The sequence below is a fragment of the Streptomyces sp. NPDC050315 genome (assembly GCF_040655775.1).
GTDB lineage: Bacteria > Actinomycetota > Actinomycetes > Streptomycetales > Streptomycetaceae > Streptomyces.
The window spans coordinates 110,356-135,831 of record NZ_JBFAKN010000009.1 but is presented as its reverse complement, the minus strand read 5'-3'; the positions used below and the strand labels follow the sequence as shown (position 1 = coordinate 135,831).

Sequence of the window (25,476 nt, the reverse complement as noted above, 5' to 3'; positions counted from 1 at the left end):
CGTGAAGAAGCTCGTGGCGGTAAGTCGGGTGCGGGCGCGGCGGCTTGACGCCCAGGAGTGGCATCAGGTCACGAAGAAGATCCCCGCATCCGTTCCGGCCGGTGTGTACTCCGCGAGCCGCGCCCGCAGGCTGTCCTCGCGCTGCGGCTGGTACAGGTCGTGGAAGGCGCCCAGTTCGGCCCCGTCCTCGGCGGCGCGCCGGCATCCCTCGCCCGCCGGGCCGTCCGCGCGCGGCGCGGTCAGCTGCCCGTACGCGGGCGTGCCGTACCGCTCGCTGCGCAGCACCGGCCGTACGGCACCGGCCTGTTCGGCGCCGACCAGGTCCGGCAGGCAGCGGTACCGGCGCGGCGTCCGGGAGCCCGGTGTCACGTAGGAGTACCGGATGCAGCCGAGCTGCCGCCGGGCGACGTGCAGCCGCCCGGTGAAGAGGGAGTTCTCGGCGATCTGCACGGCGTGGACGTGCACTTCGCCGATCACGGTGGTGCGGTGGGCGTGCAGGACCGCGTGCGCGTGGCGGCAGTCGGGCGCCGACAGCGCCTCGCGGTCATGGCCCGTCGCGTCCAGGATGCTGTCCCGGATGTGGATCGGCAGCGGGTCGGTGGACACCTCGTCCCCGATGACCTCGATCGTGCCGAGGATTGTCCGGTCGATCTCCACGCAGGCGCTCGTCCGGTCCAGTACGAGGCTGGGCTCCTCGGGGGAGTGCGGATCGCACTCCGGCTCCAGCGACCAGCCGGGGACGAGCGTGCAGTGCCGCAGCGCGAGCGCGCCCACGGGGCCCTGGACGTTGATCCCGCGGCCGGTGATCAGCAGCCCGTCCAGCACCATGCGAGGCCGGTCGCCCGCCGCGCACTCCTCGTCCCGCGCCCGGATGTTCAGCGCGTCGGGCCGGTTGCTGTACCAGTCCAGCAGCCGGATCACCGGCCGCGTGCCCTCCGCCGCGCGCACCTCCAGGCGGTCGCCCGGGTCCAGGTCGAAGTCCAGCTGTTCCTGGTAGGCCCCGCTGTGGGTGATCTCGATGATGCCGTCGGGGCCGCAGCGCCCGGCCCGCCGGTCGTTCTGCCACTGCCCGTACGCGTCCATGATCCGCTGGTACGTCTGGCCGGGGCCGACTCGATACACGGCCGCGTCCGGCGGCGTCGCCCGCTCGCGGAGGTACTCGCCGCCGCCCAGGTCGTCCCCGAAGGCGTAGTGGTACGTCACCCACACGCCCTGGCGGGGCGCCGAGCGCGAGCCGAAGGCGATGCGGCCCAGCTCCGGGTCGACCGCGACCTGCCCGCGCTTGGGGCGGTAGCGCCAGTCGCTGAGGTCGGCCACCACGATGTCGGACGGGTCGACCGGCTCGCGCTGCCCGTCCCGCCAGATCGTGAAGGACTTGCCGGGCCCGTAGTAGTCCGCGAGCCGGTCGTGCAGCTGACGGCGGCGGACGTACGCCGGGACGTTGTCGATGGTGGCGATGTGGGTGGCGGACGGCTCCGGCTCGGGCTTGGTGACGAGCGGGGTGTCGTTGCCGAGGATGGAGAACGTGTACAGGTTGCGGGCTCGGTCGATGCAGTACGCGGGCGCGCGGGTCACCGAGTACGGCTTCAGGCGCCATACGTACAGGCCCACCCCGGCCGGGGTCGGGCCGCCCTGGCGGCGCCGCGAGTCGGCCCGGCGGACGTCCGCCGAGCGGGCCGTCGCGCCGAACGGGCCGCCCGCCAGGTCCAGCGCGGCGGAGTCCCGCACGTCCACCGACCGGCCGCGCGCGGCCCGCCGCCCGTTGACGGCCGCGGTCCCCGAGCCGTACAGCTTCACCGGCTGGTCGTGGGAGATCAGCCGGGAGAACTCCACGGCCCGCGCGGGCCAGTTCGCCACCTCGGCGGACAGCTCCTCCAGGAGTGCGAGGGTGCCCTTGCGGCGGCGGTTGGCGACCGTGGCCGCCACGTCGCGGCGCGGCGCGAGCGCCTCGGCCAGTCGCCGCCGCGAGGAGTCCGGCAGGCCGCCGTCCTTCAGGCCGGTGGCCAGCACTCGCTCGTAGCCGGGCAGCGGCTTGTAGCCCACCAGGTCACCGAGGTACGGCAGCACCCATTCCGCCGCCGTCTCCACGAACCAGTCGTCGTACTGCTGCTCGACCCCGTCGCGTACGAGGTCGACCTGCTCGGCGATGACGGCGAGCAGGGCGCGCAGCGGCTCGCCGTTCTCGGCATCCCTCAGCCGGTGCCACTGCGGGAGCAGCTCCGCGAGCCCGTCCGGCTCCCTGGACATCACTTGACCTCCGTCAGAATCATGGTGTCGGCGACCTGCGGCGAGAACAGCGCGAGCTGAGCGGGCCGGATGCCGCGGAAGACGCACACCGAACGGCCCTTGGGCAGCGCCCGGGTGTCGGTGATGTCCGGGTTCAGGCGCAGCAGTTCGGCGAGCGGGATGCCGTTGCGGGCCGCGACCGAGGAGAGCGATTCGCCCTTCTCGTCGGTGACCCGGTAGGTCTGCTCGTCGTACGTGGCCCGGCGGGCCGGGACCGTGGTCTGCGGGGCCGCCAGCCGCTCGCCGAGCCCGGCCAGGTCGGTGGGCGAGGCGAAAGCCGGTACGCCGGTGAAGGCGTCCACGTCCACGTAGTCCACGCCGGGCACGGACTGGGCGGTGGCCAGCACCTCCGACAGCCGCGCGGGCTGCCCCAGTTCGCGCCCCTCGTAGCCGAGTTTGCGCAGCAGGGCGGCGCGCACCCGGGGTTCGACCGCAGCCCAGGAATGGTCCGGCGCGACCTTGACCTTGGCGACGAGCAGAAGCAGGACCAGCTCCCGTACGTCGACGCGCACCGGCAGCGCCGCGTCTCCGTACTCCGCCAGCGAGGACCGCAGCGCCTGCAGTACCTCGGCGTCGGCCGCGACCGGGTTGTCGTCCACCCCGGCCACCGTCAGGTGCAGCACCTGCCGCCGCCCGTCGTACAGTTCGGCCGCCGCGGCCCGGCCGATACCGGCCCGGGAGCGCGCGAAGTCCTCGTAGTCGGGGAGCGAGACCAGCCGGTCCAGGGCTGAGACCGCGAGCGGGACCGTGCGGCGGGTGAGCCCTGGACCGTCGGCGTCCGCGCCGCCCGTGGCGGGCTGCGGGTTGGTGACGCCGGTGACGCCCAGCGGGCGGGTGATCGCCTGAGTGATGCGACCGGCCTTCACATTCGCCGCGCGGCCGGTGCCGAAGCGGTAGCGGGCCCGGACGTTCTCGTGGCCCGTGGGCAGCCGCGCGCCGTGCACGCCGTCGCCGAAGGTCACCGTCGTCCGGCCGTCCCCGGCCGCGCCCAGTACGTACACCCGCTCGCGCGGCCCGCGCCCGGCCAGGCTGTCGACCCGGTGCCACAGCAGCCCGTCGACCCGGATCTCCAGCTCGGGCACCGCGCCCAGCGGATTGTCGTCGGGCAGCCAGGTCAGCGGGGACTGCCACAGCGCGAACGCCTGGTTCGCCTGCTCCGCGTTCCCGCTGCCCAGCGGCTCGTCCCGGCTCTCGCCGTGGGTGGCCGGTACGACGTTGCCCTGGATGCGGACGGTGTCGCGGCGGTACCGGTAGGCGAGGTCGGCGGTGAGCGTGAGGACCGTGTGGACGTGGTCGCCCGGCAGGTTCTCGTCCAGCCGCTGGTCGACCGCGGCGATCACCGCCAGCTCCGTGCCGCGCACCCCGGCCGAGCCGGGGATGTCGGTGCGCTCGCCGGAGACGACGATGTACCGGCCGGGGCGCAGCCCCTCGTACAGGTCGGCCAGCTCCAGCTCGTTGCCGTGCACGTCCTCGCCCAGCGGCTCGTCCGCGCTGCGCAGCGGCTCGCCGCCCGCGTGCACGGTCGTGTCCCGGATCGCCGACAGCACGACGTCGTGCTCGTCCAGCCACGGGTCGGCGAGGGTCAGCTCCGTGCCGCGCCCGGTGATCCCGAAGTTGGTGTACGCGGCGGTGCGGACGGCCGTCACACGGGTGGTGACGAACGCCAGCTTCTTGTCGCCGGGGATGCCGTCCGGTCCGTCGGCGCCCTTGCGGGGCCGCTGGACCGCGACCCAGCTGCCGACCGTGATGCCGTCCTGCACCGACTCCAGCGGCAGGACGTAGCGGTTGGCGGGCTCGGGCACGGTGGCGATGCCGATCTCCACGGCGGGCGGCTCGCTGCCCGGCGTGCGCCGCACGGTCACCTCGTACTCGCCGTGCCGGACCTGGTGCTTGTCGCCCGGCGCGAGGTCCCAGGTCTTGGTCTCGCCGTTGTTGACCGCGACCTCGATCTTCCCGTCCTCGTCCGGGCGGGCCACGAACAGGGAGCGCTCGGGCAGCCCGGCCAGCAGCCGGACGGTGACGCCGGGCTCCTGGGACTCGGTCGGCCGGCGGCCCAGCCAGCTCAGGTCGCGGTCCTGCCCGGTACGGGTGGACACCTGGACCCGGCCGGGGCCCAGGTCGAAGGAGTTCTCGGACGGCAGGTTCTCGGAGTACTGCACCGAGCTGCCGGTCTCGACGTGCTGGAACTCCGCCTTCACCGGCACCTTGCCCGCCGTGTCGAAGACGATCCGCACGCTGGTCAGCACGCCGCCGGTGAGGGGCCAGTCGGCGGTACGGATCACCCGGCCCGCCTTGTCCTGCACGGGCTTGAGCGGCGCGGTGGCCCCGAAGGGCGCGGCCGTCACCCGCATCGCCAGCAGCGCGCGGAGCGCGGCGGGCGTCGCGGGCGCGGCCTGCCGCCACGCCGTGTACATCCGGTCGGACAGCCGCGGGTCCAGCGCGGACAGCAGCCGCGCGGTGAGGTCCGAGCCGGGCGCGAAGAGGCGCCCGGGGTCGCGCGAGACGGCCCGCGCGCCGGACGGGGGCCGCACGACGCTCGTACGGAGAGCGGGCAGTACGGCGTCGAGGGCACGCAGGGCGGGCGTGGGCCCGCTGTTTTTGGGTTTCGGCTCCGACGGCGGCACGGTCCGCGCCGGCTCCAAGTCCCCGGCCCGCTCCCGCAGTTCCCCGATCACCGCCTCGAGCTGCTCGAACCAGGCCGCGACGTCCTCGTACGGCGCGGCCAGTACCTGCGCCTCGGCCAGCCGGTCGTGCGGACCCGCCAGCCGCGCCGCGAAGGCCGCGGGCGTCTTGGCCGCATCGCCCTCCAGGTCCTTGCGCAGCGGCGCCAGCACCTGCGTGTCGAAGGTTTCGATGATCTTGCTGATGGGGCGCGGGTTCGGGGTCTCCGCGGTGGGCGGCCCGGGCTCGTCCGGATCGTCAGGGTCGCCGCCGTCCTCCGGCTCGGTGATCCACTGCTTCAGCTCGTCGACCAGCTCCTTGAGCGTGGGCGGCGCGGACTGCTGCAGCCCGATCGCGGTGATGTCCTCCTCCCGGTCGATGCGCACCTTGGCGACCGGCAGCAGCTGCTGCTCCTTGCCGCCGAAGTCGAAGAGCAGCTGGTCACCGGTCTGCAGGGAGGTGGAGGTGCCCGAGACGTACAGCTCCGAGCGCTTCTTCAGGTCCTCGGGGACCAGCAGCGCCGGCCGCCGCCTGCGGACCTTCAGCTCGTTCCACGCCCAGCGCGCGGTGAGGTCCTCGCTCGTCTCGAAGGTCTGCGACTCCTCGCCGGTGGCCGCCGGCACGCTGTGGCTGCGCGCCCCGCGCGGGATGACGACCGGCAGGTCCTCGGCGCGCGGGTCCTTGTCCAGGGTGTACGCGAGGTGGGTGTCGGCCGCGACGCCGGGCCGCGGCCGGTGCCCGACCAGCCGCCCGAGCAGCGCGAGCGACCGGTGCTCATTGGCGGTGCGCAGATACCCCTCGTCCGCGATCCGCTCGCTGTGGAAGGTCAGTACGTCACCGAGCACGGCCCAGGCGTCCAGCAGCCCGATCGCCGGGTCGTCGGTGGTGCGGACGGTCAGGCCGCGCAGCGCCGGGTAGGCGGGCGAGGCGAGCCGGTCCAGCATCCCGGCCAGGAACGTGCCGTACGTACCGACGCGGTAGTCCAGGGCCGTCCGGGCCGGCGGGTTGTACAGGGCGTCCGGGGCGCGCCGCTCGTCGCTGCCGCCCCCGCAGCCGCAGCCGCACGTGGCGCTCATCGCGCACCTCCGGACTCTCCGAGCTCGATGACCAGGCGGCCGTTCTCCGGCCGCTCCGGGTCGTTGTCGCACACGGCGATCTCCAGCGGGCCGAGCCGCAGCACACCGTCCTCCAGCGCTCTGTTGTCGAGGTGGTCTTCGTGGAACTGCCGTTGCAGGCGGGTCACCCGTACGCTCTCCACGCCCGGTACGGCAGCGGCGACCGCGGTGAGACGGCTCAGCCGTACCGGTTCGCCGAACGTCAGCGCGTCCGGATGGAAGAAGCCCAGCCGCCCGCCGGATAGCCGCCGGTTGCCGAGCACCCGGGTCAACTCGGCCAGGATCCGGCCGTGTTGATGACCCGGCGCCGCGCACACCTCGATCTCGATGTCCAGCGGCACGGTCCGGGCGGGCTCGACCACCAGGTCGTGCCCGATCCGCCGGTAGCTCTCCAGCGCGTACGCGACGGAGTCCAGCAGCTGCGGCGTGGGCTCGCCGGTGCGCGCCGCGTCGATCGCGATGTGCGCTTCCTGCACGCTGCCGGTCCAGCGGATCTCGGCCGCGGCCCGCTGCACACCGGGCAGCGCGGACGCCAGCTCCGCGTAGTCGGCGGCGGTGACGGCCCGCCGGCGGGTGCGCTTGAGGTCGAGCGGCGCGAGCTGCCGTACCTGCTCGACGGACTCGGGCGCGGCCCCGCCGATCGCGGGCAGCGGATTCCGCACCCCCGCCACCGGCATCGGGTCACCCCCGTCCGACTCCGCCGCATCCCGACTCAGCACCAGATGGTTGATCGCCTCGGCGCCGACATTGCCCGCCGTGCCGCCGCCCAGCCGGTAGTGCAGCGTGAGCCGGCTGCCGGGCTCCGGGCGCGCGCCGTACCGGCCGTCCCCGAAGCGCAGCGCGATCCGCCCGTCGTCCTCCAGCTCGCCCACGAAGTGCCGGTCGCGCGGCCCGCTGTCCAGCAGGTCGCGGCGCGGCTCCCAGATGTGCTCGCCGCCCTCGATCCGTACGGCGGGAAGCGCGGCCCGGGGGTCGGGCGCCAGGCTCGCCGCCGGGCCGTGCAGCACCGGCTCGTCCGGGTGCAGCCCCGCCGCGTACGCCGGGCCCCAGCTGTGCGCGATCTCCCAGGCGATCCGCGCGTCCAGCACCGCGCCGGCCCGCGCCCGCGCGCTCAGCACGTCCAGGCGGCGCAGCTTGGCCGCCAGCAGCCGATCGGCGCGGTGCAGCAGCTCGCGCAGCGCCCGTACGGGGTGCCGGTGCAGTTCGAGGTGTTCCAGCGTCTTGAGGCCGAAGATCACCGTCAGCTCGGCGATCTCTCCCTCCGCGAGACCGTCGCGGTCCCGGGCGCTGCGCCACAGTTCCACCACCCGCGCCCGCACCCGCTCCCGGATACCGGCCAGCCGCTCCGCCTGCCCCGCGGCCACCAGCTCGGGCCGCGGGAACGGCACGGTCTGGGCGACGGGGGAGCGGTGCAGCACGGGCCGGAAGCGCGCCTCGATGCCCGGGTACACGGACTGCGCGAGCAGCGTCCGCAACGCCTCGGCCTGCGCGTACACCGTCCCCGGCACCACCTTCTCGCGCCGCTGCCCGGCCAGCTCCAGAGCGAGCCCGGCCCGTACGGTCGCCTCCTCGCCGACCACCTCGAACAGCTCACGGATGTCCTCGGCGGTCAGCGCCTGGTGGCGCTTCGTCTTGTCCATCAGGTGCTCGATGGTCCGCGCCGTGGCGTTCCCGTCGCCCCTGTGGTCCGCGCACCCAAAGACGGGCGGCTCGCAGGAACCGGTCACGGCCGGTACGGGCGGCACGGTCACCGTCTCCGGCACGCCCTCCGGGCACTCCCCGAACGTCAGCGACCGCCCGTGATCGACGAGTACGACATTGCCGCGCGCCACGCTCACGTCGGCCACCGGCGCGCAGTCCGTACCGCCCCGCGTGGACAGGCACAGCGGGAACGTCAGCGCGTCCTCCTGCGCCCAGGTGATCTCCAGCACCGGCTGCCCGTCGAGCTGGTCGACGGCGGGGGTGACGGAGGTCAGCCGGACGGTCTGCCGGTGACTCGGGTCCTGGTCGCCGGGCGTACCCGTACGCGGACCCTTGACCTCCTCGAAGAGCAGCAGGTCACCGGGGGAGAGCTTCAGGGCTCGCGTTTCGCAGGACTCGTCGGTCCACTCGTCCCGAAGCGTCGCCGAGGTCGCGCCCTTCGGCAGCGCGCAGACCTCGTCGCCCCAGGTCCACAACCGGATGGCGTTGTGCTCCGCACGCAGCCGCAGCGGCGCGTCACCGACCGGCTCGAAGACCTCCACGGACCCGCGCTCGTCCAGTACGGCCAGGTCCCGGTCGTCGATGACGGTCCCGATCGCCGGCCGGTCGCGCGGCCCGTACGTACGGAAGTCCACCGCCGCGAAACGGAACGTGCCCGGGAGCAGTACGAGATCGGTGGCCACCTCCACGGACACGAAGGCCCGCGCGCTGCACCCGTCGTGCATCGGGTAGTCGATCAGCCGTACGTGCCGCCGTACGGACACCCGCTTTCGCGCGGTGTCCAGATAGGCCTCGGTCGCGACCGCATCCTGCTGATAACTGATCTGGTCGGCGGTGTACGCCAGCATCTCGACCAGCGTCATCCCCAGGTCGGCGGGGTTCCGCTCGACCCAGTCGGGCGTGGTCAGCCGCAGCCGGTCCAGGACCAGCTGGCGCAGCGTCTCGTAGTCGCGCGCGGTGTAGTCGATGACGGGGGCGGACTCGAAGGTGTCGGGGCAGTCCCCGTCGTCCTCGTCCACGCAGTCGAAGGGGCTCGGGCAGTCGGTCCGGAAGCGGAAGTCGGCGGCGAAGTACCGCTGGTCGAAACCCTCGTACGGTTCCGTCCCCGGCCGCCCGTACGGGTCGGTGTCCACGATCGACAGCCGGTACCGGGACGTGTCCCCGGTCCGGTCCAGCACCACGTGCAGCCGGTCGTCGAGCTCGGGATCCTCCTCCCGCTCGACCGACACCTCCAGTGCCTCCAGGCCGGTGATCCGCCGCCCGCCGTCGATCCGGACGTTCTCCGGGCACAGCCCGTGCGGCGCCTTCCCGAGGAAGGTGACGGTCAACGTCACCCCGTCGTCGGCGACTTCCACCCCATCGATGCCGTTCAGCCGCGCGGCTCTGATCCGCCCGCGCCGCTGATCGGTACGGCACACCAGCTCCCCGCTGATGCCACCGCTGATGAGCTGCTCACTCATATCTCGCCCCGCCCCTCGAACACTTCGTCGCGCCTGCTCGCGGTGGAGCGCACCACATAGCGCAGATACACCCGTACGACGTTCTCCTCGTTCACCACGTCCAGCGACTCGACCTCGATCAGATCGCCGAGCCACCGCTGCAGCGACGCCTGCACGGACAGCTCCACGGCCGACGCCAGCTCCGGACTGTTCGGCGTGAAGACCAGATCCAGTAGCCCGCACCCGAAGTCCGGCCGCATGACCCGCTCACCCGGGCTGGTGAACAGCAACTGCTCGATCAGATCCCGTACATGGTCATCGTGGTCCGCGTGCGCGGTCCGCCCCCGCCGGTCCGTCCGGAACGGAAAGGCGATCTCACTCCGTACTTTCTTCACAGCCCTCATCGGCTGGACACCCCCTGGCCCTGGTGGACGGACGCCACGACCGGCGGGCCCTGCGGCACCAGCCCGGCGCTGAAACACATCGCGGCCGAGGTGTCCATGAGTACTGGCACCCCGTCGATCCGTACCTCGTCTTTGCCGTCGGCCGGCGTCCAGCGCACGCTGGTACACGGGCTCGGCACCCGGTCCACGGTGTGCGGACAGCCGCTGACCGTGAAGAGGTCCGCGGCGGTGGCCACGGGCGCGCCGTCGATCCGTACGCCCGTGCCGACGGCCGCGGTGGACACCGCGCGGCCGCCGTGCGGACAGCTGATCACGGCACCGCCGTGGAGGAGATTCCCGGTCACCACGTCTCTCGTTCCCCCGTCTTCGCTGTCGCTTCCTGGTTCATGGCTTCTCGGGTGGTCGCTTCTTGGGCCGTGGCTTTTTGGGTCATCGCTTCTTGGGCCGTCGCTTCTTGGGCCGTGACTTTTTGGGTCATCGCTTCTTCGGCACGGTCAGCCGGCCCTCGTTGATGTCGACCTGATCGCCCTGGAGCAGGATCGAGGCGCCCGCCCCGTTGTTGATCTGCACGCCTGCCGCATTGATCCGTACGTACGCACCGCCCGGCGCCTGCAGCAGAATCCCTTCCTCCGGCACATCCGACAGCACGATCTTGTGATGCCCCTGCGTCTCGATGACCACCGGCTCGGCCCCGGCCCGCGCCCCGGCCTGCGCATCCACCGGCATCTCGGCCTCGGCGCCGTACCAACACCCCGTCCACACCGGGAAACTGGGATCGCCCTGCTCGAACTCGATCCACACACCCGCGCCCTCGCTCGGGATCACGTACTGCCCCGCCTGCGCCCCCGTGAACGGAAAACACGGCATGGCCCACGTCGACGCCTCGTCCCCGAGCACATCCGGCACGTGCGCCGTGATCCGGCCGATCCGCAACGGATCGTTGTTGCTCGCCACCCGGCCCCGGAACTTGCCGAGGAAGCGATTGTTCGATGCAGCAGCCATCTGCGGTGTCTTTCTCCTGGGTGGTACGAGTGGGCGTTACGGGCGAACGACGTTGCTGCGGGCGATGAGCCCCTCCCGCGAAAGCGTGAAATTCTGCTGGTAGGACCCCGGCCGGAGGTTATGGGTCACGCTCTTCACGTAGTAATCCCCGTCATACGTGACCCCCGCGCCCCGCACGCCCACCAACTCCCGCGGCCGCAACACATATCCATGCCGATTCACGTCCAACTGCCCCGACCCGGAAATAGCATCGGCACTGGTCGCGGCCCGCCCCAACGCCTCCGCCTTCGCCAACGCCTCATCCTTCTTGGCCGTCCCGCTGAGGGTCTTGCGTTTGAGGGCGGGCGAGGCGCGCCGCCCGAGCGGCGGCCGCAGCGGACTGATGTCAGGCTGGGCAAGCAACGGCGCCCGCCGCGTCACAGGATCCTGCACGCGTGCCTGCGGCTCTTCCCTCGCGGTCCCGTCGTACGCAAACGTCAGCTGATCAACCGTCGAATTCACATCCATGTTCACGTTCAAGGCATGCTGCCGCTGGCCCAGCCTCTGCTCCGGCCCCCAGAACGCGGTCGACCTCCCGGGCACAGGCCCAGGATCCAGATAAAACGTGTAACCGTTGGCCCTGGCCAACTCATTCACATACTGCAGATCCGTCCCCGTCTGGTAATCGACGCGCAACCGCTCCCTCGGCGGCTGCGGAACCTGCTCGCGAATGATCCGGGCATCAATCCCGTAATCCGCGTACTTCGCCAGAATCCTTTCCACCCGCTGCGAAGGCGCCAGGTTCGGATACCGATCCGTCCGCTCCTCCAGATCCATGAGCAGCGTCAGATCCTCACCCGTGACCGTCAAGGTCGTCTGCCCGGGCTGGTTACTGGCCCCCACCTCCTGCCGCACGATCAACCCGTCCAGCAGCACCACCGGCGTCCCCTTGACCGCAACGGTCAGAACCACCCGCGTCTTGGGATCAAAAAACCCCTCAGGCAGCAACCGCTGAACAATCGCCCCCTTCTTCGTCAGGTCGAAAGCAAGCTGGAACCCGCTCCTCTCACCCGCCGTACTGGTGATCTGCGCGGACAGCAGCGCCTCCGTCACCTCCTGCGGCACCAACCGCGCCAACTTGGGCCCCATGTACAGCGACACATGAATGGGCCCGCCGCCCACAGGCAGGTCATCAGCCATTCCGCACCCCCGGCCCACCCATCCCACCGGGGAACCCACCGGGCAACGGCACGGCTATCTCCTCACCCGGCTCATCGGTCAACTCCCGCGGCCCGAGCACCGGATTGGCATCAGCAATCCGCCACCACTGCCCCGAATCCCCGAAATACCGCTGCCCAAGCTGATCGGCCCGCTCCCCAGCACTGACGGTATGCGGCACGGTCTCGTCGGCGTCGTGTGTGAGGGGCGGCAACAACCTCCGCTTGGCAAACTTCACCTCACTACCGTCATCGTTTCTGTGAACGCCGATCTCCACATCGTGATACCGGCTACTCCTGGGATACGGATGAGCCCCCGGCACATCATCCAACGCACTCTCATACGGCTCGATCACGCTCAGATCCCTCCCCCAAGCCCAAGCTGCGCCAAGCTCCCAGCCCGAGCCCGCCGCGCCAACTGCTCCTTCTGCGCAAGGTGAGCCAGATAAAGCTCAGCCCCCCGATGCCCCGCCGGCAAATCACTCACCGTCAAAATCTTCATCCCGATGGAGAGCGAAGCCCGAATCGGATTAAGGTTGACGTCAAACGCCGACTCATTCACCGACAACTCGGTGAGCCGCACGGGCATAACCCGCTTACTCCCCCAAGTAAAGAGCGTCAACGGCATCTCAATAGGACTAATCTCAATAGTCCCCTTCTTACTGAGCTTGGAGGCAGCTCGAAGCTGCGCCGTGGTGGGCTGCACCAACATCTCCAGCACAGCAAGCTGAGGATGAATCCCATCCGGCGCAGCCACATCCAACTGATCCGTGGCATCAATCTCCGCAGTAAACTTCCACGACTCCTGCGCCGGCCCCTTCAATCGCAGCGCTTCGTTACGGTCCCCACCACTGTCTCCACCCCCGCCTCCACCTTCCCCGCCGGCGGCTTGCGGAGCCACGGACCGCTCCAACGTGTCGGGATTGAACTGCAGCACAATGATCCGCTGCGGCGTCCCCCGCTCGGGATCAACGATGACGAGCCCGGAGCGAATGGGCTTGGGAATGTCGGCGTAACGAGTCATGCGGAGTCACCGTCCGTTCCCAGCGTCGATACCACGGCTTCTGCATCTTGAACCAACTGCTCATCCGCCTCTCGTTCGATGAGCGCGGTCAACTCCTCCCGGTATTCGGACCATTTGCTGTACGCCATGGCCCAGACGGCTGCCTGGCGAACACCGGGATACTTGCTTCGAGCGGCCTTGCAGACCCGTTCGATGATGGCTTGGTCCGACTGCAAGGGGGAGACGATCCCCAGGAGGGATACGGCCCTCTCCTTGTCGGCCCCGTAGACACTGGCATCGAAATTGAAGGTGGCTTCGTCAGTGGTCCAGGTGTCCAGACCGGAGCTCAACTCCGTCAACTTCTCATCTGCGTCCGGCGTCTGGCTGACGGCCATGACATATCGTTCGCCCATGAAGTCATCGACGATGTAGTGGAACGAAAGGCCGTCTCGGACCTGCCACTTCTTCTCGTAGAACACGCCCTCGTCGGGATTCCTGTTGATGATTCCGATCGAATCCCACCCCCGAGTCTCGGCGTATTGATTCACCTCAGCCATCGTCACGTGGTCCTTGAGTGCCAGCCGACGACTGTAATGGCTACGTCCGTTCACGACAGCCATCCCTTCTTGCTCGTTGCGCTACAGGCCGTAGATTCTGTTGATCTCGGCAGAAATTCTCTGGAAAAGAGCCTTCTTCCCCTCTTCCGCCGTCGGCAGGTCGGAGTAATCAAGTTGCAGGGTCCGTGCCCACCTCTCCAGGAACTCCACTTCGCGTGCGGCTATCTTGTTGGCGGGCCCGGACATGCGTACGCTACCTGGTTTGTTGTGCTCCAGTTGGGCGGCATGTGACCAGGTGTGTTGTATGTACTCATCCTCCCATTGCTTCCATTGTGCGCGCGCTGCGCGCATGTCCTCGTCCGATATTGAGGTGTCCCCCTTCTTTCTGTTCTTTTTTCTTTTGACGTCCTTCAGGTCGTTCTCGCTGATCTTCAGATTATTCTTGAGGAACGCGTTCATGGTGGGGCGACCCGTCCGCGCGGTCATCTTCTGCATATCGGTGTAGGTGAGGCCGGTCTCGCGACTGAGCTGGGTCATTACTCGGGCGATCTGTGCAGGGGGGAGACCGTCCTGGTGCAGCGCCTGGAACACGTAGTGGAGATCGAGCTGACGGGCTTGCGCCTGTGCGCCCTTCGGGGCGAGAGGCAGCCTGGTGAAGGCGTCATGCAGTGTAGTGATGCCGTTTTCGCGCTGGCTGGAGGTGACCTGGCCCGGCTGTTGCGACAACGGGGCGTCGTAGGCGAATGCGCGGTAGACGAGGTCGCTTCTGGAGCGGTTCTCCTCAATCGCCGCCAAGGCCCGGAGGAACATCATCTGGCTGGGCGGGGTGGTCGCCGCCGTTGCTGTACCGCTCAGATCGCTGCGCATGTCTGCAGCAAGAGTCCGCTGTTGACTTTCTGCCATTCCCGAGAACATGTTGCGGTAGTCGTCGGGCAGGAGGTTGCTCTCGTCGTTGTCGACCTGTATGGCGTACTGGTTTCGCGGACTGAAACCCTGCTGCACCTTGGCGCTGGCACCCGTCGTGCGGTCCGTGATGCGGCCCATGCGCCCGCTGCCGAGGCCCCTCTCGCGAAGTGCGCGGGGAACTCCGCCGACCTGCGCGGTTCCGTCGAAGGACACGTTCGCCGGGTCGCTCGTGTCGACCTGGGACTCGGCGCGCTGCCGACGCTGCGATTGCTGCACCCTTGCGGCTTCTTCGCGGATGAAGTTGAGGAGCTCGTCCCGGTCCAGCTCGACGCCGGCAATGACCGGGCCCTGGGGGTTGAGGACCGCGGTGACGTCGAATCGCCGGTCGCCGGTCAAGTTGAGGGCCGTCAACCGGTGCCATGCCCGGAGGCCGGCGAGGAGCGTGCGATGGGCGGGTCGCCCCACGCCCTTGCGCAGCGTGCGGCGCAGTACGGGGCGGATGCGGGCGACGATCTTTCGCAGCCGCTCGTCCTTGGAGTCCTTCTTGTCCTCTTCCTTCTTCCGCTTTTCCTTCTCCGGCTTGGACTTGGGGCGCCCCGGGCCGCTCTTCTCCGGCTTGGGCCCGGTCTTGTCGGGGCCCTTCTTGCCCGGCTTTCTCCCCGGCTTGTCGGGGCCGTCCTTGTCCGGTTTGCGGCCAGGTTTGTCCGGCCGGTCGTTGTCCTTCGGTCTGCCCGGGGCGTCCTTGCCCTTGGGCTTTGTCGGGTCCTGGTTCTTGGGCTTGGTCGGCGTGTCCTTGTCGCCGTCCTTGGGTTTGCCGTCGGTGTCCTTGCCGTCCTTGGGCTTGGTGGTGTCAGGGCCGTCCTTGTCGTCCTGCGGCTTGTTCGGGGTGCCCTTGTCGTCCTTGGGTTTCGGCTTGGTGTCCGGGTCGGGCTTCGGCTTCGGCTGAGGCTCCGCCTTCGGCTTGGACTTCGGGGCGGAGGTTGGGCGGGTGTCGTCCTTGTCGTTCTTCGGGGGGCCAGGCTTGTCCGTGTCCCTGGGCTTGGTGGCAGTGTCCTGGTCCTTGGGGCGAGTCGGAGCGTCCTTGTCGCCGGCCTTGGGCTTGCCGGTGGCGTCCTTGTCGTGCTTCGGCTTGCCCGGCTCCGTGTGCTTCGGCCTGCCGGGGGTGTCCTTGTCGCCGCCGGTCTTGGGCTTGTCCTTGTCGGGGGCCTTGGTGGTCGGCTTGTTGGGGTCGGACGTGGGGTGGGGCTTGGTGTTGGGCTTGGTGTCCGGGCCTGTGGTCTTGCCGGGCTTCGGCAGGGCGGGGGATTCGCGGCCGTCCTTGGGAGCGGTCTTCGGCTGTTCCTTTTTGCCGCCCTTGTCGTCGCCCGCGCCGGCCTTCGAGGGGCCACCCTTGCCGGGCTTGTCTCCGTTGCCGAGCTTTGCCGCCACTGCCTTCAGGCGGCGGCCGACCTTTGCGACGTACTTGCCGATCCCGCTCAGCAGCGCCTCGTAGGCGAGTTCCAGGAGGGCGACGATGCCGGCGGCTACCGCCTTGGCGAAGAGGACGCCCGCGCCGCCCTGGCGTACCGCCTTCAGCCAGTCGAGGACCGCACCCATGGCGCGGAGGATCTCGCTGAGGGCGCCGATGGCCGTGCGGATGGCGTCGATGACCGCCATGACCCAGCCCGCGCCGGGGATCAGTTTCGCGACGACCTTGGTGATGACGATCTCGCCGATGATGAAGGGGAGCATGGGGACGATCGCGTCCCAGGTCTCCTTCACGATCTTCTCGAGAGTGAAGCCGCCCTTGATGAGCTTCTGGATGATCGCCTTCGGGACGCCGATGATCTCCTCGATCTTCGACTGGAACCAGGATTTGACGGCTGCCTGCACCTCGCGGAACAGGTGATTCTTCGCGCCGTCGACTGCCGAGTTCTTTGCTCCGCTCAGCCAGCCGCCGGGGTCGTCCATGAAGTCGATCGCGATCATCATGAACTCGCCCAGTGCACCGAGGAGTTTGGACGCGTACTCCAGAACGGTCTTGATCGCGTCCACGACCGCCTTGATGACGTCCATGAGCATCTTTTTCAGGACGTTCAGGATGTCGCTGAGAAGTTTCGCGATCCGGTTGAGCAGGTCCGTGATTATTTTTTTGAGGAGTGCCGCGAGTTTCGTGACGAGAGCGATCGCCGCCGCAATCAGGTCCGTGATGAATTTCCTGATGCGGTTGGCAAGGTCGATGATCGCCTTGACCATGTTCTTCGCGAACTCGATCAGGTCATTGATCAGGTTCTTGACCGTGTCAACGATCCACTTGCGGGCTTCGTTGATCCAGCGCTCGACGTTTTCCTTGAAGTTCTTGATGAAGTTGACGACCGCGTCACGCGCCTCCCGGATGATCCGGACGATCGCGTTCTTGATCTCTAGGACCTTCTCCTTGAGCCAGTCGAACGCCTTCGTGAGCCAGTTGCCCGAGTCCTTGGCCGCAGTGTCGGTCTTCTGCTTGGCGTCGGTCTCCGCCTTGTCGCCCTTGTCCTTGATCTTCTTGTCGCTGTCCTCCTTCTCCTTCTTTGTGTCGTCGTCTGTCTTCTTTTCCTTTTCCTTGACGTCCTTGCGGACCTTCTCGTGCTTCTCGGTCTTCTTCGTGCCGAGCTTCTTGAGCTCCTGGTCCTGCTCCGTGCGCCAGTCGGCGCGCTGCGACGTGACCTCCGACTGGGCCTTCGCGCGTTCGCCCGTCTGTTCCGCGGTGTTCTTGGCCACCTCGCCGGCGACCTGCTGCTTGTGTTTCGCCTGCGACTGGCGGAAGTTCTTGTCCTTGGTCTGACGACCGTCGGACATCTCCTTCTGGCCCTTGCTGAACGCCTGCTGGAACTGCGGCTTCCGGTCGTGCTCCGCCACGGTCGACGCCGCCTCGGCCGGTACCGCCCCCGTCGACGCCTTGCCCGTGCGCACCCCACCCTTGCCGCCTTCGCGGCCGGGTACCTTGCCCTTCAGCTCCTCCTTGGGGGCGTTGGGGTAAACCTGGTTCTCGCCCATCTGGCGCCCGGCGTCGTCACGGCCCGTCGTGACGGCCTCCTGGCCTTTGGTGTCGACAGCCTGGCCTTGCTCACTGGCCTTGTCGTCGGCGGCGCCCTGCATGTTCACGCCTGGCGCGTTGCCCGCCTGGGCCTGCTTCAGCGCCTCGTCCTTCGTCGGAAGCCCCGCGAACTTGGCGGCCAGCTCCTCCTTGTCCACCTTGAAGCCGAGCTTCTCCGCGACCCAGCCGACGCCGAAGCCGAGGGCCATCTTGAAGGTGTCCCAGCCGCCGGGCTCCTCCGCCTTCTCGGCCTCGATCTGCCCTTCGGGCTTCTTCTCGCCCTTGACCTCGGCCTTCTCGTCCTTGGGCGCGTCGGACTTCTGAGCGGGGTCCTGGGAGTACTGCGCCGCGGCGTCCGCCTTGGGCTTTCCCTCCAGGGTCTGGGGCGCGCCTGCCGGGCGCTGCATGTTCGGCGGTGCCGCGGCGAGCTGCTTGTGCTCGTCTCCGACCGTGCGGTCCACCGAGCCGCCCACACCGCCCATGGCCTCAAGCGCCTTGTGGGGCTTGAGCTTGGCGGCCGAGGACAGGCCCGCCTCAGGGGACACCTGTGAGAGGTTCGGCGCGGGGCCCGAGTCCTTCTTCTTCCCCTTGGCAGGTGCGCTGCCCTTGCCACCTCCGCCCCCACCGCCGCCACGAGGCGCCTTGGGTGCGGGAGCAGCCTTGGGCGCCGCGGACTTGGCGCCCGGTTCGTCCTTGGCCCCCGGTTCTTCCTTGGGTGTCTTCGGCGGTTGCGGGTTGTCCTTGGGCGCGGCCGCGGGGCCCTTCGCCGGTTCCTTGGGCGATGGCTCCTTCGCCCCCTGAGACCCGGTCCCCTGAGAGTTCGCGCCCTCCGAAGGTGAGTTCTGCCCGGTCTTCTCCGTCTCCGACGACGACGTGTCGTTCTGCGTACCCGAGGACGCCTGGCTGCTCGCACCGCCCGGCGTATCCGCGTTCGAACCGCCTGAGACATGGGTGTCCCGCGCGGGCGATGGCGACTTGCTGTCCTGCCCCTTGTCTTCGCCCTTGTCCGCCGTATCGCCGTTGTCCTGGCTCGCGGTGGCCGGCTCCGCCTTCTTCTGGCCGTCGTTCTTCTGCTCGTCCTTCTTCGGTTCGTCGCCCTTGCCGGCCGTCTCAGGTGCTGCGGATTTGCCGCCCGCCGCCTTCTGGGACTCCTTCTCCTGCCCACCCTTGGTCTTGTCGCCGCCGGCCTTGGCGCCCTTCTCCTCCTTGGCGGCGGACTCCTTCTCCTCGCCGCCGCCGTCCGCCCTGCCCGGTGACTCCTGAACCGCCTTCTGCGCGGCGACGGGGCCCACCTTCGGGTCGTCCCCGCTCTTCGGGTCCTTCGACGGGGCGCCCGCGCCCGGCCGGGAGTCGGCCAGACGCTCCGCGTCCGGGTCGCCGGAGAACGCATCGTCGGGGCCGCCCTCGGTCTCCACCGACGGCTCGGACTCCAGGGGGGCCTCCGCCTCGGCCTCCTCCGGCTCGGCCTCGGCCGCTTCGTCCTCGGCGTCCTCCGCGTCCCGCTCGGCCTGCACCTTGTCGGCCCTGGTCGGCGGCGGAGCGGGGAAGGAGGGCATCGACTGGGTGGCGGGCGCGTTCGGGGCGAGGTTCTCCGCCGTCGGTATGCCGGACACGTCGAGGTCCTGCTCGGGCAGGAAGTCCTCCGGCTGGAGCTTGATGTCCCAGGCGCTCTTCTCGGCGCCGCCGACCTCCACCTCCGATGCGCTGCCGGAGCCGAACGGATCGTCGTCGGTTGCCCCTTCAGGGCCGTCGAGGTCCTGGTTGCGTACGCCGTCGAGCCTGCTGGTCCTGCCGGGGAGTTCGGTGTCCTTGCCGGGGGCGGTGGGGGAGCCCTCGGGTTGGTTTCTGCCGCCCTTGTCCTCCTGCTTCACCTGCTGGCCCGCCGCGTGCTGCTCGGCGGCTTCCGGGCGGTTCTTCGCCGCGGACTCCTCCTTGCTCGCGGCTGCCGCGCCCCGCTGGCCGGACTCCTCCTTGCCCGCCGCGTCCCTCTTGTCCTCCGCGCTCTTTTTCTCGTCCCCGCTCTTCTTGTCCTCGCCGTTCTTCTTGCCTTCGCTGTCCTTCTTGCCCTCCTGGGCACTCTCGGGCTTCTGCCGGCCGTCTTCCTTGCCGCCCTCGGCCGCCGTGCCCGACGACGACGCCTTCTCCTCGGCGGCCGAGCCTCCGGCGGAGCCCGGCTGCTCCTTCCCGGCGGAAGAGGCACTTTCCTTGCCCGCGCCCGCCTCGGACTCCTGTTCGCCGCGCGGCGCACCTCCGCCCTGCGGGGTGCTCCCGCTCTGCGGCGTACCGCCGTTGCGCGGCGTACTGCCGGGCGTGGCCGGTGCCTCGGCCCGGTCCTTTTCGGGTCCGGGCGCCACGGCGGGCTTCTCCTGCCGGGCTCGCTCCTCCTCGGCCGTGCGTCGCTCGCTGTCCCGCTCGATGCGCAGGTCGTCGGCCATGTCGGGTTCGACCGCCGGGGCGTCCTGCGCCGCCCACTCGGCGGTGTCGGCTCCCAGGTCGCCCTGTGTCTCGATCTCCTCGACCAGGTCGAGCACCCGGTCGTGTTCCGAGCCGAGCAGCCGGGTCTCCAGCCGCTCAAGAACCGTGTCCTGCAGTTCCTCCGGCAGGCGCGCCAGTTGCATACGGGTGCGCTTGGACCGGTCCTCCGGATCGCCCCGCAGCGACCGGACGACCCCGTTAGCCAGCCGGTCCACCAGCGTCGCAGGGTCCAGCTGTTCCATCCGCATCCGGTCCGCATCCACCGTCGCGTACCGCAGCCACCCCGGTGTCGCCTGCCCCTCCTCGACCTCGGTCGCAGGGGTTTCCTCCGTACGTACGGAATCCCGCAGCGCCCCCAGTACGGAGGACTGTGCCGCCGACTCCGCCTCCCGTTCGATCGTTTCCTGCGGGAGGCTGACGGAGCCCAGGTCTCGGCCCGCCCGCAGTGCGCCCAGGCCGTGCGGGTTCTGGACCGTGTGCAGCAGCTCGTGCGCCAGCAGTCGCTGGCCGTCCGCCGTGCCCGGGCGGTACGTGCCCTCGCGGAAGAAAATGTCCTGGCCGACGGCGAAGGCGTCGGCGCCCATCATTTCCGCCAGTTGGCCGGAGTCGCGGTCCGTGTGGAGGCGGACCTGGCTGAAGTCGTGGCCGAGTTGTTCTTCGAGGTCGCGGCGGACGCTCAGGTCGAGGGGCTGGCCGGCGCCGCTGACGATGTTCTTCGGTTCGGGGGTGCGGGACTTGGCGTTGCGTTCGCGGCGCTTGCGGCGCTTTTCGGCGGCGGTGGACTGAGCGCTGTCGCGCGACGACTGAGAGGTGCTCATCGGGCCTCCCCTCGGCCTGTCAGGCCCGCGTGGACCGAGCGGGCCAGGGCCTCGCCCAGGCGGGCGGGGGAGGTGGTACGGGGGAGGGGCGGCAGGCCCGCGAGGGCGTCGAGGTGTACGGGTGTGCCGTCGGCGGCCAGGGGAACGCCCCGGTCCCGTACCAGTCGGGTCAGCTCCCGTTCGAAGGACGCGGTGACGCGGTCCGGGTCCACGCGGGCGTCGAAGCCGTCCAGGACGAGTTCCCCGATGTCGATACGGAAAGAGCGCTGCGGCTCGGGCTCGTTCAGACCCATCCGTGGACCTCCGACGGCGTCAAGGAGCGTTCCAGCTTGAGGTATTCGGTACGGGCTGCCGCGAGCATGTGGCGCATCTGGACGCGGTCGCCCTCCTCCGCGGCGAGGAAGGCGCCCGAGAGGGCGATGTTGCGGATGGAGCCGCCCGCGACCGTGAGCTGGGCGAGCAGGGCCGGGTCGATGTCCTTCATGGGGGCTTGGGAAGGGAGCACGCGGCGCCAGATTTCGGCGCGCTCCTTCTCGCCCGGGAAGGGGAAATCGACGACGAAGCGGATGCGGCGCATGAAGGCGGAGTCGAGGGCCTTCTTCATGTTGGTGGTGAGGATCGCCAGGCCGCGGTAGGCCTCCATGCGCATGAGGAGGTAGCTGACTTCGAGGTTCGCGTAGCGGTCGTGGCTGTCTTTGACTTCGCTGCGCTTGCCGAAGAGGGCGTCTGCCTCGTCGAAGAGCAGCAGCGCGCCGCCTCGCTCAGCTGCGTCGAAGACTCGGCTGAGGTTCTTTTCCGTCTCGCCGATGTACTTACTGACGACCTGGGAGAGGTCGATGATGAAGAGGTCGAGGCCCAGTTCCTTGGCCATGACCTCGGCCGCGAGGGTCTTTCCCGTGCCGGAGCCGCCCGCGAAGAGGGCTGTGACGCCGAGGCCGCTGCGGAGGGCCTTGGCGAAGCCCCAGTCCTGGTAGACCGTGCTGCGCTGGCGTACGTGCGCGACGATCTCCTGGAGGATGCGCAGCTGGCGGTCGGCGAGTACGAGGTCGTTCCAGCCGGCGCGCGGTTCGATGCGGCGGCCCAGTTCGTCCAGGCCCATGCGGGCCTCGGTGAGACCGGCCTGCCAGGCGAGTTCGGCCGCGTCGAGGGTGTCGGAGTGGGGCAGGTCGCGGCGTACGGTCGCGGCGGCGGAGCGTACGACGTGCGGTGGGAGCTGGAACTGGGCGACGAGCGACTGGAGGTGACGGCCTGTCACATCCGGTACGTCGGCGAAGGCGTCCGCCCAGAGGCCCAGTTGCTCCTCGTCGGACAGCTTCGGGACGGTGACGCGTTCGCCTCGCGGGTGGCCTGTTTGGCGCGGGTCCGGGCTGGAGACCACGAGCGGCACGGCGGAGCTCGCGATGAACGCGTCGGCCGCGGCGTGCTGGTCCCGGTCCATCTCGCCGACCTCCACCAGCAGGGCCGCGGGCAGCAGGATCGCCTCGCGCTGCCAGAGGCGGGCGAGGCGGTCGCGCTCGGCGGCATCGGTCGGCACGTCGTCGGCGGCCATGGAGTACAGGCCGAGGCCCGAGCGGCGGGCGGCGGTGGCGGCGATGTCGGCGCGGGTGCGGAGGTCGCCGCCGACCAGCTCGACGCGGAGTGGCGCGTCCGGCCCCGCGCCCGTCCAGCCCGCGGCGACCCGGCCCGCGGCCGTCTCGTACGCGGGCGGCAGGCCGCCGGGCGCGGCGGTGCGACGCACGAGCCCGTGCAGCTTGGCGTCCAAGTACGGCGCGCCGACCAGGAAGTGCAGGATGCGCTCGTCCAGGCGGAGGCGGGTGGTCGTCAGCCGCGTCTCGTCGTCCAGCTCGATCAGGCGCCAGCGGCGGAGCGGCGCCACGGGGGTGAGGGCGCTCCAGTGCGGGTCGGCGAGGGCGGCGAGGGCGAGGGAGAAGGTCGGGTACGTACGGGTGGGGTCGCCGCTCGCGGCGGCGCAGCGGGCGTCGGTGGTGGGGTCGAGCTCGGCCGCGGCGGCCAGCAGGACGACCTCGCGTTCGAAGGTGCTGAGGCCGAAGCAGGTGGCGAGCGCTTCGAGGGCGGCGGGGGAGTGCGCTGCCGCGGCGGCGGGGGCCGGTGCGGGCACGGGCGCGACGGCGGAACCGGCCGGTTCGGCCGTCGGGTTCGCCCCGTCGGCCCTCTCCGCCCCGTCCGCTGCGTCTGCCGCGTCCTCGGCGGGCGAGGTGTCCGTACGGCTCGTACGTGCCCGCGCGGCATGGGCGTCCAGGCGCGCCAGTACGGAACGTACGGCAGCGGCGAGCACGGCGCCGTCGTTCGCGCCGTCGTCCGCCGTGCCCGGTCCGTTGTCGCTGCCCATGTCCTGTTCCGCCCCCGTCTCACGCACCCTGCCTCAGCTCTCCTTGCCGTCGTCCGTACCTGTGGCGCCCTTGGCGCCGCCGGTCGCCTTGCGGGTACGGGGACGTGAACGTGCCGCTGGAGTACCGGACTTGGCGTCGCCCCGCTTGGCCGGTGCCGGAGCCGACGCCTTCTTCGCGGGCTTCTCGACCGCCTCGGAAGGAGCCTCCGAGCGAGCCTCCGAAGGGGCCGCCGAGCGAGCCCCCGAAGGAGCCTCGGGCCGAGCCTCCACGGGCGCAGCGCCCCCGGCCGGCCCCGACGCGTCCCTCGGCGCCGGAACCCTGGGCGGCACCGGCGCCCCCGCCGCCCCGAACGGCAGCACCCGCACCTCCGGTCTCCTGACCGGCTTCGCCGCTGCCGGCTTCTCATGCCCGTCCAGCAGGACCAGCGAAGCCTGGTACACCACCGAGAGGGAGTACGGGGTGTTGTGCAGCATCCCCCACAGCTTCGACGTCTCGTCGACGTCCATCTGGGTCGGTGTGAAGCGGACCTTCTGCAGGGCCTCCGCCAGGTCGCTGCCCTCCAGGTACGGCCGCTGCACCGCCTCCTCGATCAACTCCTTCGGGAGTACCGGGATTTCGTGCAGCGTGCGCACGACGCTGCCGATCAGGCGCTGGCCGACCAGCTCCGTCTCCTCGCCGTACGCGCTGATCACGTAGTGCAGGTCCAGCGCCGCCGCGGACCGCTTCAGCAGCGTGCCGTCGGGGGCGCGGGTGACCAGGTCGTTGTTGCGCATGGAGGGGTTGTGCGTGACCTGGTAGCAGAAGACGGTGATCGTCGGGTCCGTCGGCGGGTCGGCCGGCGGCTTGCGGGTCTCCACCGAGACGGCCATGTCGATCTCGGGGTGCAGATTGTGTTCGATCAGCAGCGCAAGGGCCTGAGTGACCGTCGCGACGGCGAGTGCGTTGCTCATGAATCCAATCCCCGTGAGGTCCGTGAAGTTCGTGGCGTCCCTGAAGGACGTGTGGGCGTCGTGGGCATGGCCGTCAGCTCGTCCTCTCCCCGCGTGCCAGGTAGTCCGCGAGGCTCAGCGCGGGGCCGCGGCGGTCACCACGCGCCGTACGACCGCCCGGCGCCGGCCGGTCCGGACCGGCCGCGCTGACCTCCAGCCGCCCGATCTGTACGTGGACGACGCGCTCGGCCGGCCGCTGCCCGCGTCGCCCGGCGGCCGCGGCGCGTGCCGTGTCGCGGGCCGCGGGCACCTCCGTACGGGGGCGCAGTGCGGGCGCCACGGCGCGCGGGGCGGCGTCCGTGTCCGCGCGTACCGGCGTGACCGCCGGACGAGGCGCCCCCGGATCCTCCGGGCGGCCGCCCGTACGCCGGGCGTTCGCGCGCTGCCCCTCGGGTGCGGCGGGCCGCGGCCCCGGCTCCGGCCGTGCGGCGGGCCGCAGCAGCGGGGCCGTCGGCCGTGCGGGCCGTTCGGCGGGCTCCGCGGTGTCCGGGCGCGCGGTCTCGGGCCGCAGCACCGTCGTCTCCCGCTCGGTGGTCCGGAACTCGCGCTGGACGACGACCTGTTCGGAGGGAGTGGCCGGCGGCGCGTACGGGTACCGCGTGGCCGGGGCGTGCGGCTCCGCGGGTGCGCTGCCCAGTGACTCGATGCGCTCGAAGGGGCCGGGCAGGCGCGGCTGTACGAGTGTGCGCCGGGCCGCCCCCGTACCACCGCCGGGCGCGCCCGGCACCGCGTACCGCGCCACCAGCCGCCCCAAGTAGTCGTCAGACATCAGCGCACAGCTCCAGGTAGTAGCGGCGCCGCAGCGGGCTGAGCGCCAGGATCTCGGGCTCGCTCCAGCCGTAGGCGGAGGCGAGCAGGTGGACGTCCAGGAGCACATCGCGTGCCCAGGCGTCCAGTTCGGTCCACAGGTAGGCGGCGATGTCCAGCTCGGCCGGGGTGGCCGCGCCGCACTCGGGGCAGGCGATGTTCAGCGTCACCTCGGCACCGGGGTCGGCCTGCTCGACCGCCTCGGCGAACCGTTTCAGTACCGCCTCCGGCAGCCGCGCCACCTCCTCGGGCCCGGCCTCCCGTCCGTCCTTACGGGCCGATACGGCACACCGGGCACCCAGCAGGCGCCGGGCGTCCGCCGCGTCCGTGGCGGCGGCCGCGGTCTCGGTGAGGTCGGCGACGGAGGGCAGCCGGAACGTCACCGACCAGCCGTCCTCGGCGACCCGCAGGCCGTCCTCGGGCGGCGCGGGCCGGACCGCGTCCAGCTCGGCCGCGTCCAGCTCGAACTCCATCGCCGCGCCGCACTCCGGGTCCGCGCACGCCAGCTTGACCTGCATCCGCTCGCCGAACAGCGCGCGGCGCAGCGCGAACAGATCGGCGGCCCGTTCCCCGGCCGGCACCGACAACAGTGCGTCGGTGCCGGTCTCGGGGCGGGCGGCGCGGTGCAGCAGCAGGGCGCGGCCGCTGTCCTGGAGGGCCAGCCCGGCCTCCCAGGTGGCCAGCAGCTCAGCGGGCCCGGTGACTGCCATT

General features: G+C 70.4%; 16 protein-coding genes. All 16 read right to left on the bottom strand.

Features of this window, described 5'->3' with window-relative positions:
- Window positions 1-63: 63 nt before the first annotated feature.
- The 16 genes from AB0I82_RS29745 to AB0I82_RS29670 all read right to left on the bottom strand — a co-directional run bounded on the left by AB0I82_RS29745 (window position 64) and on the right by AB0I82_RS29670 (window position 25,475).
- Window positions 64-2,247, bottom strand: coding sequence for a hypothetical protein (locus tag AB0I82_RS29745; RefSeq protein ID WP_363260489.1), 2,184 nt, complete (start codon window positions 2,245-2,247; stop codon window positions 64-66).
- Entirely contained in the window at window positions 2,247-6,023 is a 3,777-nt protein-coding gene (locus AB0I82_RS29740) for a putative baseplate assembly protein (RefSeq protein ID WP_363260488.1), read from the bottom strand. Before AB0I82_RS29740 ends, AB0I82_RS29745 begins: the two co-directional genes overlap by 1 nt.
- Window positions 6,020-9,223, bottom strand: a complete 3,204-nt coding sequence (locus AB0I82_RS29735) for a putative baseplate assembly protein (protein ID WP_363260487.1) — start codon at window positions 9,221-9,223, stop codon at window positions 6,020-6,022. Before AB0I82_RS29735 ends, AB0I82_RS29740 begins: the two co-directional genes overlap by 4 nt.
- A complete protein-coding gene (locus AB0I82_RS29730; RefSeq protein ID WP_363260486.1) occupies window positions 9,220-9,606 on the bottom strand; it encodes a GPW/gp25 family protein in 387 nt (128 codons plus the stop codon). Before AB0I82_RS29730 ends, AB0I82_RS29735 begins: the two co-directional genes overlap by 4 nt.
- Window positions 9,603-9,950 (bottom strand): hypothetical protein, encoded by a 348-nt coding sequence (locus AB0I82_RS29725; protein ID WP_363260485.1) that lies wholly within the window; start codon window positions 9,948-9,950, stop codon window positions 9,603-9,605. Before AB0I82_RS29725 ends, AB0I82_RS29730 begins: the two co-directional genes overlap by 4 nt.
- 130 nt (window positions 9,951-10,080) lie before the next feature.
- Window positions 10,081-10,608 (bottom strand): phage baseplate assembly protein V, encoded by a 528-nt coding sequence (locus AB0I82_RS29720; protein WP_363260483.1) that lies wholly within the window; start codon window positions 10,606-10,608, stop codon window positions 10,081-10,083.
- 36 nt (window positions 10,609-10,644) lie between these two features.
- Entirely contained in the window at window positions 10,645-11,787 is a 1,143-nt protein-coding gene (locus tag AB0I82_RS29715; RefSeq protein ID WP_363260482.1) for a hypothetical protein, read from the bottom strand.
- Entirely contained in the window at window positions 11,780-12,166 is a 387-nt protein-coding gene (locus AB0I82_RS29710) for a hypothetical protein (protein WP_363260709.1), read from the bottom strand. Before AB0I82_RS29710 ends, AB0I82_RS29715 begins: the two co-directional genes overlap by 8 nt.
- Window positions 12,163-12,828, bottom strand: coding sequence for a hypothetical protein (locus AB0I82_RS29705; RefSeq protein ID WP_127152643.1), 666 nt, complete (start codon window positions 12,826-12,828; stop codon window positions 12,163-12,165). Before AB0I82_RS29705 ends, AB0I82_RS29710 begins: the two co-directional genes overlap by 4 nt.
- Window positions 12,825-13,418, bottom strand: coding sequence for a hypothetical protein (locus tag AB0I82_RS29700; protein ID WP_363260480.1), 594 nt, complete (start codon window positions 13,416-13,418; stop codon window positions 12,825-12,827). Before AB0I82_RS29700 ends, AB0I82_RS29705 begins: the two co-directional genes overlap by 4 nt.
- Before the next feature lie 27 nt (window positions 13,419-13,445).
- Complete coding sequence (locus AB0I82_RS29695; RefSeq protein ID WP_363260479.1) at window positions 13,446-20,618, bottom strand: DUF4157 domain-containing protein; 7,173 nt, start codon at window positions 20,616-20,618, stop codon at window positions 13,446-13,448.
- The gene (locus AB0I82_RS29690) at window positions 20,615-20,911 is read right to left on the bottom strand and encodes a hypothetical protein (RefSeq protein WP_363260478.1); all 297 of its coding nucleotides are present in this window, start codon (window positions 20,909-20,911) and stop codon (window positions 20,615-20,617) included. The genes AB0I82_RS29695 and AB0I82_RS29690 overlap by 4 nt, the downstream gene beginning before the upstream one ends.
- The gene (locus AB0I82_RS29685) at window positions 20,902-22,968 is read right to left on the bottom strand and encodes an ATP-binding protein (RefSeq protein ID WP_363260708.1); all 2,067 of its coding nucleotides are present in this window, start codon (window positions 22,966-22,968) and stop codon (window positions 20,902-20,904) included. Before AB0I82_RS29685 ends, AB0I82_RS29690 begins: the two co-directional genes overlap by 10 nt.
- A 33-nt stretch (window positions 22,969-23,001) precedes the next feature.
- Complete coding sequence (locus AB0I82_RS29680; RefSeq protein WP_363260477.1) at window positions 23,002-23,919, bottom strand: DUF4255 domain-containing protein; 918 nt, start codon at window positions 23,917-23,919, stop codon at window positions 23,002-23,004.
- Between the two features lie 73 nt (window positions 23,920-23,992).
- Window positions 23,993-24,727 (bottom strand): hypothetical protein, encoded by a 735-nt coding sequence (locus tag AB0I82_RS29675; RefSeq protein WP_363260476.1) that lies wholly within the window; start codon window positions 24,725-24,727, stop codon window positions 23,993-23,995.
- Complete coding sequence (locus AB0I82_RS29670) at window positions 24,720-25,475, bottom strand: hypothetical protein (protein WP_363260475.1); 756 nt, start codon at window positions 25,473-25,475, stop codon at window positions 24,720-24,722. Before AB0I82_RS29670 ends, AB0I82_RS29675 begins: the two co-directional genes overlap by 8 nt.
- Between the last annotated feature and the right edge of the window lies 1 nt (window position 25,476).